Source organism: Rhodococcus sp. A14 (assembly GCF_011603105.1).
Lineage (GTDB): Bacteria > Actinomycetota > Actinomycetes > Mycobacteriales > Mycobacteriaceae > Rhodococcus_F > Rhodococcus_F opacus.
Map to the genome: position 1 here is coordinate 1 of NZ_JAAOQS010000168.1, position 13877 is coordinate 13877.

Annotated in this window: 12 protein-coding genes and 1 pseudogene; 6 read left to right on the top strand and 7 right to left on the bottom strand. The window is 61.1% G+C overall.

Annotated elements, in window-relative coordinates; genetic code table 11:
- Positions 1-268: 268 nt before the first annotated feature.
- The 3 genes from G9373_RS42790 to G9373_RS46040 form a co-directional block, all read right to left on the bottom strand.
- Complete coding sequence (locus G9373_RS42790) at positions 269-604, bottom strand: hypothetical protein (protein ID WP_167120926.1); 336 nt, start codon at positions 602-604, stop codon at positions 269-271.
- Positions 605-821: 217 nt separating this feature from the next.
- Positions 822-2228 (bottom strand): APC family permease, encoded by a 1407-nt coding sequence (locus G9373_RS42795; RefSeq protein ID WP_167120928.1) that lies wholly within the window; start codon positions 2226-2228, stop codon positions 822-824.
- A 47-nt stretch (positions 2229-2275) separates the two neighbouring features.
- A complete protein-coding gene (locus G9373_RS46040; RefSeq protein ID WP_206033766.1) occupies positions 2276-3091 on the bottom strand; it encodes an SDR family NAD(P)-dependent oxidoreductase in 816 nt (271 codons plus the stop codon).
- Positions 3092-3268: 177 nt separating this feature from the next.
- Between G9373_RS46040 and G9373_RS47325 the strand changes: the two genes are divergently transcribed.
- Positions 3269-3610, top strand: a complete 342-nt coding sequence (locus G9373_RS47325; protein WP_240961077.1) for a hypothetical protein — start codon at positions 3269-3271, stop codon at positions 3608-3610.
- A 15-nt stretch (positions 3611-3625) separates the two neighbouring features.
- Here G9373_RS47325 and G9373_RS47330 read toward each other — a convergent pair.
- From G9373_RS47330 to G9373_RS42810, 3 genes and pseudogenes are all read right to left on the bottom strand, one after another.
- Positions 3626-4084 (bottom strand): annotated as a pseudogene (locus tag G9373_RS47330) (polysaccharide deacetylase family protein); the annotation flags it as partial.
- Positions 4085-4092: 8 nt separating this feature from the next.
- Complete coding sequence (locus G9373_RS42805) at positions 4093-5007, bottom strand: NAD-dependent epimerase/dehydratase family protein (protein ID WP_167120932.1); 915 nt, start codon at positions 5005-5007, stop codon at positions 4093-4095.
- 19 nt (positions 5008-5026) lie between these two features.
- Positions 5027-5929, bottom strand: a complete 903-nt coding sequence (locus G9373_RS42810; RefSeq protein ID WP_167120934.1) for a polysaccharide deacetylase — start codon at positions 5927-5929, stop codon at positions 5027-5029.
- A gap of 115 nt (positions 5930-6044) precedes the next feature.
- Here G9373_RS42810 and G9373_RS42815 point away from each other — a divergent pair, with 115 nt between their 5' ends.
- Complete coding sequence (locus G9373_RS42815; RefSeq protein WP_167120936.1) at positions 6045-7577, top strand: PucR family transcriptional regulator; 1533 nt, start codon at positions 6045-6047, stop codon at positions 7575-7577.
- Positions 7578-7851: 274 nt separating this feature from the next.
- Here the strand turns inward: G9373_RS42815 and G9373_RS42820 are convergent, their stop codons facing one another.
- Entirely contained in the window at positions 7852-8994 is a 1143-nt protein-coding gene (locus G9373_RS42820; RefSeq protein ID WP_167120944.1) for a glycerate kinase, read from the bottom strand.
- Positions 8995-9644: 650 nt separating this feature from the next.
- On the opposite strand from G9373_RS42820, the gene G9373_RS42825 reads away from it, so the two are divergent.
- From G9373_RS42825 to G9373_RS47335, 4 genes are all read left to right on the top strand, one after another.
- Positions 9645-10475 (top strand): TIM barrel protein, encoded by an 831-nt coding sequence (locus G9373_RS42825; protein ID WP_167120938.1) that lies wholly within the window; start codon positions 9645-9647, stop codon positions 10473-10475.
- 46 nt (positions 10476-10521) lie between these two features.
- The gene (locus G9373_RS42830) at positions 10522-11412 is read left to right on the top strand and encodes a 2-hydroxy-3-oxopropionate reductase (protein WP_167120940.1); all 891 of its coding nucleotides are present in this window, start codon (positions 10522-10524) and stop codon (positions 11410-11412) included.
- 25 nt (positions 11413-11437) lie between these two features.
- Entirely contained in the window at positions 11438-13240 is a 1803-nt protein-coding gene (gcl, locus tag G9373_RS42835; protein ID WP_167120942.1) for a glyoxylate carboligase, read from the top strand.
- 435 nt (positions 13241-13675) lie between these two features.
- Positions 13676-13877, top strand: a 202-nt coding sequence (locus tag G9373_RS47335) for a pyruvate kinase (protein ID WP_240961075.1), incomplete at its 3' end; no start/stop codon positions are given.

Here is a 13877-nt window from a genome sequence, read left to right on the forward strand (position 1 = left end):
CCCGCTGCACAGGGTCTACCTCGAATAACCCACCATCATCGAGATCATCAGGCACGCCCCATCATCTCGCATACCCGACCATCACCCGAACACCCCGCCCGGCGTGTTACCGACCCACGCTCCTAGGCGATAGCAGCCGATCGGCACTTTCTTAATGGCCCTGCCGATCGCATTCGCGACACAGGACCGAGACTTTCTACCTGGCCCATCCGCACATGGCTAGTGGCACTAATCGCGCATTCCCTGCCGTGAATGGGCGCTTCGCACACTACCGACCGATGATTGACAAGACGGTCCGCGCAAACTTGTCGCCTTCGGTGTCGCCGTCGACATCGAAGTAACTGTTGATGTCCTTCAAGATGCTCGGGTGGTAGCCGGCGCCATTGTAAAGCACCAATCGCATGCTTCCTCGTTTGAGGAAAGACCCATTGAGATGGGTGATTCCTGTGACATCGTCTAGTGCGATCACGCGTGGCGATATGCGCCGCTTGTGACGGTTCGTCAGGATCCCGAAGTGGAAGAGGGTCACTGTGCGTTCAATCGGATCGACGACTGCCGTACATCCAAGCCCTCGATGCACCTGAACCTGTTGGTTTGTCTTCATCGCTACTCCATTTGTTGTAGGGGGAGCATCGGCGATGCGCCGGTGGCATCTACACTAAAGCGAATTCCTCACAGGATCAGGTCTTCTCGCGGTTGCGCGCCACCCTTCTCTAAGACGATAGTCGGCGGCGTACGGTCGTGGGCAGGCTCTTTGAAGGTGGTTACTGCCGACCCGCGAGATCATTGGTCATCGCGGGTCGGCAGGGATTGGGGCGGTGCTAGATCTCGACAGGTTGAGGGGACTGGCGCGACCAGAACTTGGATCCGGCCCAACATGACAACGCGGCGACGATGAGTACACCTTCAGCGATCAGGTACTCGGGATCCTGGCTCGCCAAGGCGAGTGCGGTGAATCCGACTACGGCGATCGGGGGGAGCGGCCACAACTTCATCTTGTAGGGCCGTTCTTCGTCGCGCAGGTTGAAGCGGCTCCAGAAGGCTGCAAGACCGATGCAAAGATACACTGCTGCGATCACAGTTCCCGCGAAGATGATCAGGAAGTTCAAGGCTGAGCTGAAGATCAGGATTGCCGCGGGAATCACCAGGACGACCACACCAGCGGCAGGCGCCTGGAATCTATTCAACTTTCCGAGCTTCGTGTTCACGGCGTCTGGCCAGATCTTGTCTCGGCCCGTGGTGTATACGCCGCGGCCGAAGTACATGAGCAGTGACAGCATGGCGTTGAAGAGCGCCACGAGTCCACCCACGTCGACCACGTACCGCGCGTACGGTCCGAGTGACTGCTCGACGGAGTACACGACCGGTGCCGGTGCATTGAAGAATTCTTTGAGGTCCGGTGCTGCGATCACTGCTGCGGTCAGTGGCACGACGATCAGGACGCACGCCATGACCGCCGAGATGATGACGGTGCGTCCGATCGCGCGCTCGCCGCCCTTGAGTTCTTCGGCGAAGCCCAGCGAGGCGTCATAGCCGTTGATCACGTTGAATGCCGGCGCCAGGGTTGCGAGCATTATGACGAGGCCGACCGCGCCGAGTTCTCCATTGGTCAGCATTGTCGGATGCATGGTTACCTCGGTCAGCGACTGACTCGGGTCCTTCAACGCCGCGAATGTGATAATCGAGAGAACGATGATCTCCACGATGACCATGACCGCAGTCGCCCAGGCACCCACCTCGACCTTCGTCAGCGCAATCGCCATGGCGAGGCCGAGTAGTACCAATGCGATGAGTTGATCAGGCAACGAGATTCCGGGGAACAGGTCTTTGAGAAAGGCGACCATTCCTAGTGAGATACTCGCCGGGATGACTACACCCTGGATTAAGTAGTTGAACGTGGTGATCCATGAGATCGGACCGGGTAGCACTCTCCTCACGAGTGAGTACATTCCGCCGGCGATGGGGAACATGCTTGCCAGCTCGGCGAGACAGATCGCGATCAGGATGACGACCACTGAGAGGATGAGGCTCGCGCCGATAGCGAATGTGCCGCCGACTGCGAAGATTCCCGCCGAGAGGAAGAGGACACCCATAGTTGGGGATACGTCCGCCATGGCGAGTCCGACGACCTCCCAGACGCTCAGGCGTCTGTCGAGCTGCTGCTCGTAACCGAGTTCTTCGAGCCGAGACTTGGGCTTGCTCGTTGGCTCTGTGTTTGTTTCTTGCATGTGATTTCCTTCGGGACCTTTGACGAGTGGGAGGTCGTCGGACTCGGTTAGACCGAGGCGGCGGCGTCGACGCCGATGCTGCCCACGGGGAAGCATCCGCTGCGCCCACCGTCGGCAACGAGCTGGGTTCCGGTGACATAGCTGGCGTCATCGGAGAGCAGGAAGGCCACAGCCTTGGCGATCTCGGTGGGTGTGGCGATCCTGCGGAGTGCCACACTTGCTTCGTTCTCGGCGAACTCTGCGGAGGGGTCCTCGGCTCCATCGAATTCTGCAAGGAACATCGGGGTGCGGGTTGTCCCGGGACACACTGCATTGACTCGAATTCCCCAAGAAGCGAGTTCCGCCGCGGCGCTACGGGTCATCGACAGGATGCCGCCCTTGGTGGCGGTGTACGCCACGTAGCCGGCCTGTCCTTGCAGTGCGAGCTCCGAGGCGGTGTTGACGATTGCACCCCGCTTGCGCGGCACCATCACTCGTGCGGCTTCGCGTAGGACGTAGAAGCTGCCGGAGAGGTTGGTGGCCAACTGAGTGGACCAGATGTCGTCACTGGTGTCGACCAGTGGAGCAACCACTGAGATGCCGGCGTTGTTGTGGACGTCTGTGATCGGGCCCAGTTCGGATTCGGTTCTGGCGAAGGCCGCGCGAACTTCGTCCGGGTCGGAAATGTCGGCTGCGATCTTCAGCACTCGGACGCCGTGGGCCTGGCAAGTTTCAGCCGCCGAGTCGAGGTCGTGTCCGGGTCGCGATACCAGGGCAACGTCAATACCCTGGCTGGCGAGTACTTCTGCGGTGGCCTGTCCGATACCGGAGCCGGCTCCGGTGATCAATGCGACTCTCTGGTCGGCGGTGTTTGTGGTGCTCATGTTCTGTACTCCTAGTTGACATGGGATCGCGGGGAGGTAGGAGGTTCGCTGATTCCGTTCCGCAATGAGGGGTGGGGATTTGCATGTCTCGGGCGAGGACGAGCGTTTGGGCCTTAGCCGATGCTCGGCGGGCCTGCCCGTCGTGTGAAGAGGTTTGTGCCTGGCATCAGGATCGGCGTGGACGCGCTCGGCCACTTCAGCGGCAGTCAGGATCGGGACGTCACCGTAATCGAGGGTGGTCCCGATCAGCTCACGCAGAGCCTGTACCCGCGATGGCCGTCCGGAGAGGAACGGATGATTGCACAATACGAAAAGGCATCCGAGTTCGCGCATTGCAGCCATTTCCAACGACCACACTTCGAGAGCCTTGCGAGGGGACTCGACCGCAGTGCCGATAGCCGGATCTGGCAGGAATGCGTACTGGGGGAAGTCGTCGAGGATCCAGTGAGGTGGCAGTTCAGCGAGGGTTCCGTCAGTGGTTTCCAACAGGTAGGGACGGTCGTCGTCCATCAGTGTTGATTGGTAGCGGAATCCGTGTTCAGCGAGCATGTTTGCAGTCCGGACGCTTGGTGCGGACAACGGACTGCGATGCCCGACCGGCACAATGCCGATGCGTTGCAGGGCTGCCATGCCGTCGTCGAAGTCGCGGCGTTCCTCATCGGGCGACATGTCCACCAGTCGCCTGTGGGCGTACGAATGGTGGGCGATCTCGTGCCCTTCAGCTGCGATGGCTTCCACCACGTGGGGCCAGGTGTCCGCGGTCCTACCGGGCACGAAGAACGTCGCCCGAATTTTGAATTCCGCCAGCAATGCGAGAATTCTGGGCACACCCACTTGCGGACCGTACGCCTGATGGCTCATCACGCCTGGATGGTCAGCGTACTTGGCATCCTCGGCCAGTACGCACGACTCGGCATCGACGTCGAACGTCAATACCATCGCCGCCGCTGCGCCCTGAAGCCAGGATCCGCTCTTCGTGCTCCCGGTGACCATGGTGGTGATCAGCCCCCTTGTGCCTGGATCCACTGCACGGATGCGGCAAGGCCGTCGGCCAGCGACCAAGCCGGCCGATATCCGAGATCACGCTCGGATGCACTCAGATCGAACTTGCCCTGCCGGTCCCACTTCTCTATGTGCCCGGGACCAATCTCGAACTTCGCCTCCGGGAAGATCGTGCGGATCGTGTCAGCAGTCTCGGCGACCGTGATCTGGGTACCGCCCGAGACGTGGTACACAGGCTGAGTCAGGTCTGCTGCGACGGAGGCCAGGTAAGCGGCGGCGGCGACATCCTGGACGTAGACGAACTGGAACTTGTGGTCGCCCCCGCTCGCAAGAGTGAAGGGCGATCCGGAGAGTGCAGCGTTGAGCAGATCGCCTAGCAGGCTCGGCATCCATAGCCCGGGTCCGTAGACCTCGGTGACGCGCAGCGAAACGATTTCCGTGCCGTACAGGTTGTTGTACACGTTTCCGAGGAGTTCGCCGGCAACCTTCGTCACCCCGTACGGAGTGGTAGGGGTCGGCTTTGCATCCTCTTGCACCAGAACAGTTTCGTCGAGGTTTCCGTAGGCGCATTCCGACGAAAAGTTTACGATCCGGCGTACGCCGGCCATGCGTGCGGCCTCGAACACCGCCGCGGTGCCGTCGATGTTAGCCGCGATGGTGGTCAGCGGCAGATCCACCGACACTCCGGGGTGACTCATTCCAGCCGTGTGAATAATCTTGTCGACACGGTTATCGGTCAGCGCCTTGACGAGGACCGGGATGTCGAAGAGCTCGCCTTGAACAGTGGTGACGCTGGGCCGCGTGTCAACGGCGAAATCACGGTTGTAACTTACGACTGCCTCGCCCTGCTCGACGAGGTGATTGACGAGATGCCTTCCGACGAATCCTTTACCGCCGGTAACTAAGGTGGTCATGCTGTACTCCTGAAATTCGTTACCAAATGGGGTAGGTCGCTGCAGAAACTTCGATACGTTCCTGTTTGCGCCATTCGAGGCTGTGGTCGAGAAGCGCAGCGGCGCAGAGTTCTTCGCCGGTGCGGAACTCAACGTCTCCGCGGTCGAGGACCGTTTCGATGAGCTTTCGCAAGTTTTGGGCGCGTCCGGGCCGGCCGCTGAGGAATGAATGTGCGGTCAATTGGAATAGTCCACCCCATTCACGCATACCATCCAGCTCAGCGGTCCACAAAGAGAGTGCCTTCTCCGGCGGTTCGATGACGTTGCCGAGGTGTGGTTCCGGCAGGTAGGCGTACTGTTCCCAGTCGTCCAGCGACCAGTGAGGGGGCAGCTCGACCAGCGGACCGCTTCCGGTTTGGATGACGTACGGCCTGTCGTCGTCCATCAGGCTGGTGTCGTATTTCAACCCGAACTCGGTTGCGAACTCGGCGGTATCCCAGGAAGCCGCCCACATGGGTGCCCGATAACCCACAGGATGGATGTCGAGTGCGCTCAGCGCCTCCATTCCGCGCTCGAACTCCTCGCGCTCCTGTGAGCGGGTGAGCTGGGTGGTGGGCCGGTGACTGTAGCTGTGGTGAGCCACTTCGTGGCCTTGTTCTGCAATAGCCGAGACTGCGTCAGGATGCATCTCGGCAACGAAGCCGGGGACGAAAAACGTAGCACGAATTGAGAACTCGTTGAGAATTCCGAGAAGACGCGGAAGCCCCCTACGCATGTCGTAGGACTGATGTGACATTGCCATCGCGTTGGAGGAGTATCGGCGGCCGGCCGCCAGGACAGGTGTCTCTGCGTCTACCGCAAACGTCAGGCATGCGATCGCGGCGGCGTCGCCGCGCCAACTCGTATTCGTCGGTGTCGAGTTGGAAATGGTCGATGTGGTCATGTGCCACCCTCTGTGCGCGGGAATTTCTTGACTCCTTAACTCTCCGTGCACGGGAAGCAATGAACAACGGTCACAGTGGCAAACAAATTTGGTGTGCCGTGCGACACTATGTCCCATGGCGATGCATCTCAATGATGTTCTGGAGCATCCATTGGTTGCGGCGGGTCATCCTGTCTTGGTTAGCGGAGCGGACCGACTCGGAAACAATGTGCGGTGGATTCACTGTGCGGACCTGTACGACATCGCTCCGCTTCTGCGCGGGGACGAAGTTTTGCTCACTAATGGTGTCGGCTTGGTCGGCGTCGATGAAGAAGCACGTCGAAACTATGTCCGGCAGCTAGCTCAGAAAGGTATCGCCGGGCTGATGGTCGAGGTGGGGCGCACATTCGATGCGCTCCCATCTGAGATGGCCGAGGAGGCCGAGCGCCTCGGCTTGCCAGTGGTCGTTCTACAGCCGGCTCTGCGATTTACCGAGGTCGCAGAGGCGATCAACAGCATGATCATCGATCGATCGATCACCAAACTTCGGCACGCCGACGAGATATCACGCTCGCTATCGGAGCTCCTCGCTCGGGGCGGGACACTCGCCGCGATCGTCGACGGCATCCGTGACATCTCGGGAACATGGGTCTCTCTGCAAGACGACAGCAAGCAGATCATCGCCCACGCCGGTTCGCTCCCAGCTGGCCTAGCGGGCAGCCCTGCCTCGACAGCACCGGTCTTCGTCGACGGCATACTGTGGGGCCGCCTCACCGTCGGCGCGGACAATGTTCCGTCGGTTCTACTCGACGCTCTTCTCGAGCGTGCACCTGCAGTAATCGCATTAGCGCTCATACGCAACGAACCGAATGTCACAAGGTCTTTGCGCCTGAAGCACATGCTGATCGAACAGTTCTTACAGGGGCGATACATCGAGGATCACGTGTTGCAGGATCGGCTACGTGCCGCCGGACTACCCACATCCACCCGGCCCTATGCATGCGTTGTCATCGACCGATTTCAAGTCGCGAACTCGGTTGATATCCTCAATCAGCTGGTAGACACCCATGGATACGGACTGGTCGGTGTGTATGAAGGCCTTGCGTGTGCAGTGATCGCCGCTCACACCGACGAGACCACAAGGGGTTTTTCCTCGACACTGCTCAATGATTTGACTGGTCACATCACGTTTCGCGGGAAGACTGTCGCCGCCGTCGGGCCAAGCGTCATTCGATATGCAGATCTACCCCGCAGCATGACCGAAGCACACCTGTCGCTGAGGATCTGTCAGGATGCCAAACCCGCCTCTTCGGCCGTGATCGCGGCAAAAGACCTGGCTGTCGAGCGGATTCTGTATAAGAACGCGGACAGGGCGGAATTGCGGCTTTCCGTGGAAGAAATGCTTGGTCAATTGATCGCGTACGACCAAGGTCGGCAGACCAAGCTGATGCCGACTCTGGTAGTCCTACTCGAATGCGGTGGGTCGAAGGCCGTGGCAGCTCAGCGGCTCCACCTGCGGCGGCAGTCCCTCTACTACAGAATCAATCAGCTCAGTTCCCTGTTGGAGTACGACCTCGACAATCCGCGTGATCGGACTGCTCTATCCGTTGCAGTGAGTGCGATGCAGATCATTCAAGCGCCCGAACACGTTGATAGTCCACAGGAGTGACAACTTCGAGTGGCTTCACCGGCCAGGGCGTTCGTGGTGGCGCAGCGTTGCGGGGCCGGGGATCGCGGACGGCCGCCACATGGGTCCCGTCCCGAGGTGCTTGATCCACTGACACCGACCGTACGGTCTGCAGGTGATCAACGGCGCAGCATCTCACCAGCCGGGGGCTAGCATGGCCTTCAAACTAACGCACCCTCGCAAGACCAGGAACTGCCCGGAACCTGGTGGGGATCTCTCAGGATCTTCCTAGCCGTGAGCCCGTGTACGCATGGGCTCACGAGCGCTTTGTGCTGGTACTGAAGTGCTCTGCCGCCAGGTCCTGTGCAATCGCCGTTAGTAGGTGTCCTGCTCCGGTGATGGAGCGAGTGATGTCGGGCTCACGGTCGTGTAGCGAGTAGATTGCAGCAAATTGTGCGGCCGCTTCCTCCTCCGGCGTCAACTTCGACACACCAACAATGGCATATGCGGGAACTCCGTGAGCGGTCGCACGGAACCGAACACCCACCGGGGCTTTTCCGTGCAGGGACTGCCGATCGAGCGAGCCTTCCCCGGTAATGACTGCGATCGCTTCATGAAGGTGCCTATCGAGCCCCACCATGTCGAGGATCAAGTCGATACCAGAGCGCAACTCGGCGTCCAGGACCGCCATCGCGGCGAAACCAACGCCCCCTGCGGCACCGGCGCCTGGCGTGCAACGCACATCTCTTCCTGTAGCTGTTTCGACGAGTGTTGCCCAGTGTTCTAGTGCCGCATCGAGTTCCTCGACTTGTGCGGTACTGGCTCCCTTCTGTGGGGCATACACAGCGGCTGCGCCAGCTGGACCGCAGAGGGGATTGTCTACATCAGAGGCGATGACGATCGTCGCCTCCGCCAATCCGGGATGCAGCGCGGCTACATCTAGTGTCCGGGCACCGAGCAGTGCTCTGCCACCGTCCACGAGCGGGCCACCGTGCTCGTCGAGCAGTTCAGCACCGAGTGCCTGGAGGAAGCCGGCGCCGCCGTCCGTGGAGGCGCTTCCTCCGATTCCCAATACGATGTGTCGACAGCCGTCGTCGAGAGCTCGCGCAAGGACATGTCCGAGACCACGACTCGATGCTGTCATCGGTCGCCGGGCGCCGCCAGGTAGCCGTTGCAGTCCTACGACATCGGCCATCTCGATCACCGCAGTCGTTCCTCGTCGGGCGTAGGCAGTCGAGACCCGCCTCCCTGTTGGGCCGGGCGCGTCGACCGCAATTCGTTCGAAGCCGGCGGCAACTGCGGCGGCCAGCGTGCCTTCGCCACCATCCGCGATAGGGCATTCGATCGTGCGGATGGCCGGATCGAATTGCTGCAGCCCGCGAGTGATCGCGTCCGCTGCGTCCGTCGCGGACAAGGAACCCTTGAACTTGTCAGGGGCCACGAGGATATGGCGTGTCATCTGTCGGATCTCCATCCTGCTGGGTCCTCTTCAGGGACCGCCGGTCGCATTGTGTTCGATGGCCGTCGAGTTAGCGCTGGCACACGCGGTGCCCGAGGGGGGCGGTGTTGCCAGCGGGATTGTGTATGTGGGGTGACCTGATTCGTTGTCACCCACATGTTCACGAATGCGCAAAGGGGTAGCCAACCGGCCGTGAGACGGCAAGGTCAGCGCTCACTTCCATTATGCGGAATTAAACTTCTATAGGGCGAGAGTGGCAGGGAGCGAACCGCTTGTCAACCGCGACACAACGGAATGGAGGCCCTCCTGCTTTCGCCTAATCCGACGAAGCGAGACTCGATGGTCAAGCGCTCCCCAGTGCCACAAAGCCGCATCGCATACGCACTTGACAGACGAGGTGGGCTAGGGGTTCACTGTGTTCATTAATCGGAAATATTCTTCCATAATGCGGAAATTGCTCGAACCGGCCGGCCTCTATCTCCGCCCGCACGCGTTCGCAAGATCCGAACTTCTCACAGCTCCGCAGCCTCGCTGACCCTCACGGGTCCAATGCATCTGAGTAGTTGCGGCCACCGACCGTCGCGACTTGTCATCCCGCACCGCCTGTCGGCAACTTCTCCTGCTGAGACACACAGAAAGGATCCATCCCGGTGGCGATTTCCCCCTCCTTCACCGTCAACTGCTCCATCCTGTTGACCGATGTGCCGCTCCTCGAGCGTCCGCAAGCCGCCCGTCAAGCCGGATTCGATGCTGTCGAATTCTGGTGGCCATTTGCTCGCGCCGTACCGACCGACCGCGAGGTCACTTCGTTCATCCGCTCGATCAACGACGCCGGCGTACAGCTCACCGGATTGAACTTCGCGGCCGGTGACATGCCCGCGGGCGACCGAGGCATCCTGTCCAATCCCACTCACACGTCGGAGTTCCGCGACAACGTCGCTGTCGCCATTGCGATTGCACAAAGCCTGGGCACCAAAGCTTTCAACGCGCTGTACGGCAACCGTTCTGAAGCCTTCGCCCCCGAGGAACAGGACGCGATCGCGGCCGAGAACCTAGCCCATGCGGGTGAGGCTGCGAATCAGATCGGCGCGGTGGTCCTTGTCGAACCAGTCAGCGGAGCTGTGGGGTACCCGCTCAAGCACGCTGCCGATGCTGTGCAGGTGATTGATCGTGTGCGAGAGACCTTCGGCACCGACAATCTCCGACTGCTCGCCGACCTCTACCACCTCGAGGTCAATGGCGACGACATTTCGACGGCGCTCGACGTGTATGCCGACCACATCGGTCATGTGCAGATCGCGGACTCTCCCGGGCGGGGGGAGCCGGGTACCGGAACGCTCGACTTGCACTGCTACCTGGACCAACTTCGCAGCAACGGTTACGGCGGCTATGTCGGACTCGAGTACAAGTCCACTCACCAGAACACCTTCGACTGGCTCGATCGAGACCTTCGCCCATCACGTCGTGGTGTCGGCATCTGACAATTCCCTTAACGATCACATTCCACAACGAATCAAGGATTAACTCATGAGCACCATCGCATTCATCGGACTCGGCATCATGGGCAGCCCAATGGCGGTTCACCTTGCCAACGCTGGCCACCACGTGGTCGGGTACAACCTCACTCCCAACCGCACCGGCCCGCTTGTCGAGGCTGGGGGGACTGCCGCCGATTCGATTGCGAAGGCCGTGGCTGGAGCAGATGTTGTCGCCGTCATGGTTCCGGATTCTCCCGATGTCCAGGAAGTGCTCGCCGGGGAGAATGGCGTCTTCGAGAACGCCCAGAAGGGTGCCTTGATCATTGATTTCTCGAGCATCCGGCCGGATGTTGCCGCAGAGCTCGCGTCTCAGGCTTCGGCGCACGGGTTCCGGCAAATTGACGCGCCGGTCTCCGGCGGGGAAGCCGGCGCCGTCAATGCATCCTTGTCAATCATGGTCGGCGGCAGCGACGAAGACTTCCAGGCAGCAAAGCCCATTCTTGACGTAGTCGGCAAGACCATCGCACATGTCGGCCCCAGCGGCGCTGGTCAGACCGTCAAGGCCGCAAACCAACTCATCGTTGCCGGCAACATCCAACTCCTCGCCGAAGCAGTCATCTTCCTCGAAGCCTACGGAGTCGATACCTCGGCCGCGGTCGAAGTCCTCGGGGGCGGTCTGGCGGGATCGGCCGTGCTCAACCAGAAGGCGCAGAAGATGCTCGACCGGTCCTTCGAACCCGGTTTCCGTATCGACCTGCACCACAAAGATATGGGGATCTTCACTGCAGCTGCCCGAGAGGCCGGCGTCGTCGCACCACTCGGCGCAGTCGTCGCCCAGTTGATGGCTTCGGCACGCGCGAACGGCGACGGCGGACTCGACCACTCAGCTCTATTGCGTGGCATCGAGCGGCTCTCCGGCCACACCCTAAACCACCGATAATCTGATTCATCAAGGGAGAAATGACATGCCACGCATGCGCGCCGTTGATGCCGCTGTGAAAATCCTCGAGCTCGAAGGCGCCACACAGGCATTCGGTCTCCCCGGTGCGGCGATCAACCCGTTCTACTCCGCAATGCGCGACCACGGCGGGATCAAGCACGTTCTCGCCCGCCACGTCGAGGGCGCATCCCACATGGCCGAGGGATTCACCCGCGCCAAGGCCGGGAACATCGGTGTCTGCATCGGGACGTCCGGGCCGGCCGGGACCGACATGATCACCGGTCTGTACTCGGCGATGGCGGACTCGATTCCGATCCTCGCGATCACCGGGCAGGCCCCGGTCGCGCGCCTGCACAAGGAAGACTTCCAGGCCGTCGACATCGCCGCGATCGCGGGTCCGGTCACGAAGATGGCGATGACGGTGCTCGAGCCCGCCCAGGTTCCGGGCGCGTTCGCGCAGGCATTTCACCTGATGCGGTCCGGCAGGCCCGGACCGGTGCTCATCGACCTGCCGATCGACGTGCAACTGGCGGAGATCGAGTTCGACCCGGACACCTACCAGCCGCTGCCCGTGTACAAGCCGGCGGCGACCCGGGCGCAGGCGGAGAAGGCCCTCGACATGCTGGGGGCCGCCGACCGCCCGCTGATCGTCGCCGGCGGCGGCATCATCAACGCCGACGCCGCGGATCTGCTCGTGGAACTGGCGGAACTGCTGGACGTTCCGGTGGTGCCGACGCTGATGGGCTGGGGCACCATCCCGGACGACCACCGCCTCGCCGCGGGCATGGTCGGTCTGCAGACCGCCCACCGGTACGGCAACGCGACCATGCTGGCGTCGGACTTCGTCCTGGGCATCGGCAACCGCTGGGCCAACCGGCACACGGGCGGTCTCGACACCTACCGCAAGGGGCGCAAGTTCGTTCACGTCGACATCGAACCCACGCAGATCGGGCGCGTGTTCGCACCGGACTACGGGATCGTCTCCGACGCCAAGGCGGCACTCGAACTGTTCGTCACCGTCGCGAAGGAGCGCAAGGCCGCCGGAACCCTCGCGGACCGCAGCACCTGGGTGGAAGACTGCAACACCCGGAAACGCACCATGCACCGCAAGACCCACTTCGACGACGTCCCGGTCAAACCGCAGCGTGTCTACGAGGAGATGAACAAAGTCTTCGGGCGCGACGTCCGGTACGTCACCGCAATCGGTCTGTCACAGATCGCCGGCGGCCAGTTCCTGCACGTGTACAAGGAGCGGAACTGGATCAACTGCGGACAGGCAGGCCCACTTGGCTGGACACTGCCAGCGGCACTCGGAGTCGTCACCGCCGACCCGACCGCTACCGTCGTTGGCCTCTCTGGAGACTACGACTTCCAGTTCATGATCGAGGAACTGGCGGTGGGCGCCCAGTTCAACCTGCCCTACGTTCACGTCGTCGTGAACAATTCCTACCTGGGACTGATCCGGCAGGCACAGCGCCAGTTCGACATGAACTACTGCGTGTCGCTCGGTTTCGACAACATCAATTCCGAGGAGTCCCGCTCAACGGATACCTCGCCGGTTCCGAAGGGATATGGCGTCGACCACCTCCTCGTGGCGGAGGGGCTGGGTTGTAAAGCAATTCGAGTCACCGCTCCGAACGAGATTGCCGACGCTCTGGAACAGGCAAAAACCTGGGCCAGCGAACACAAGGTGCCCGTCGTCGTCGAGATCTTCCTCGAACGGATCACGAATATCGCGATGGGAACCGAACTTGACAATGTGAACGAGCTCGAGGCGCTCGCGGAGAGTTACGAAGACGCTCCCACGTCCTACGCTCTGCTCGACTAGCAGAGCGGGGTACGTCGGAGTTCTGTCTGGGAGCCGGCTACTCACCGGGTCGGCTCCCAGACCCGATCGCGCTGGACGCCGGGGCACGGCACCACCCATCGACGAACCAATGTTCGAGTGATGCTCAGCTTGGAGGAGATGTGATTGAGATCAACACGGAGATGGTGCAGTTCGCTCTGACCTGGCGCCATTGGGGCGGCGGCTCTGACGCTGACATCTTCGTTCAGTTCGGACTGATGCCTGACGAATTCTTCCGCCGACTACAACGAATACTCAAGAATCGACTCAGTCACGGCGTCGAGATGTCATACCAGGAATTGTCTCAGCTCCAAATTATCTGCCACCGAAGGCTCACACACGTTCCCGTGAGCGGTCTGCAAAATCTTGGATGCCGGCGTCCTGAACACAGGCCCCCCCATTCAGTTAGGCGAGAGAATGAAATCGATTCCACCACTTCGTGATTGCGAACAGAGCGTGGCCCCCGCTGCATTCTCGTGCGACCTCACACACAACCGACGCACGAAGATCGTATGCACACTTGGACCTGCTACCGCCACCGGTGACCGTATTCGCGAGCTCGTCGAAAGCGGTATGGACGTGGCGCGGCTGAATTTCAGCCACGGCGAACACGCCGACC

Coding starts and splice junctions, on each gene's coding strand:
- G9373_RS42790 (WP_167120926.1), bottom strand. CDS start 604: ATGAAGACAAACCAACAGGTTCAGGTGCATCGAGGGCTTGGATGTACG.
- G9373_RS42795 (WP_167120928.1), bottom strand. CDS start 2,228: ATGCAAGAAACAAACACAGAGCCAACGAGCAAGCCCAAGTCTCGGCTC.
- G9373_RS46040 (WP_206033766.1), bottom strand. CDS start 3,091: ATGAGCACCACAAACACCGCCGACCAGAGAGTCGCATTGATCACCGGA.
- G9373_RS42805 (WP_167120932.1), bottom strand. CDS start 5,007: ATGACCACCTTAGTTACCGGCGGTAAAGGATTCGTCGGAAGGCATCTC.
- G9373_RS42810 (WP_167120934.1), bottom strand. CDS start 5,929: ATGACCACATCGACCATTTCCAACTCGACACCGACGAATACGAGTTGG.
- G9373_RS42815 (WP_167120936.1), top strand. CDS start 6,045: ATGGCGATGCATCTCAATGATGTTCTGGAGCATCCATTGGTTGCGGCG.
- G9373_RS42820 (WP_167120944.1), bottom strand. CDS start 8,994: ATGACACGCCATATCCTCGTGGCCCCTGACAAGTTCAAGGGTTCCTTG.
- G9373_RS42830 (WP_167120940.1), top strand. CDS start 10,522: ATGAGCACCATCGCATTCATCGGACTCGGCATCATGGGCAGCCCAATG.
- gcl (WP_167120942.1), top strand. CDS start 11,438: ATGCCACGCATGCGCGCCGTTGATGCCGCTGTGAAAATCCTCGAGCTC.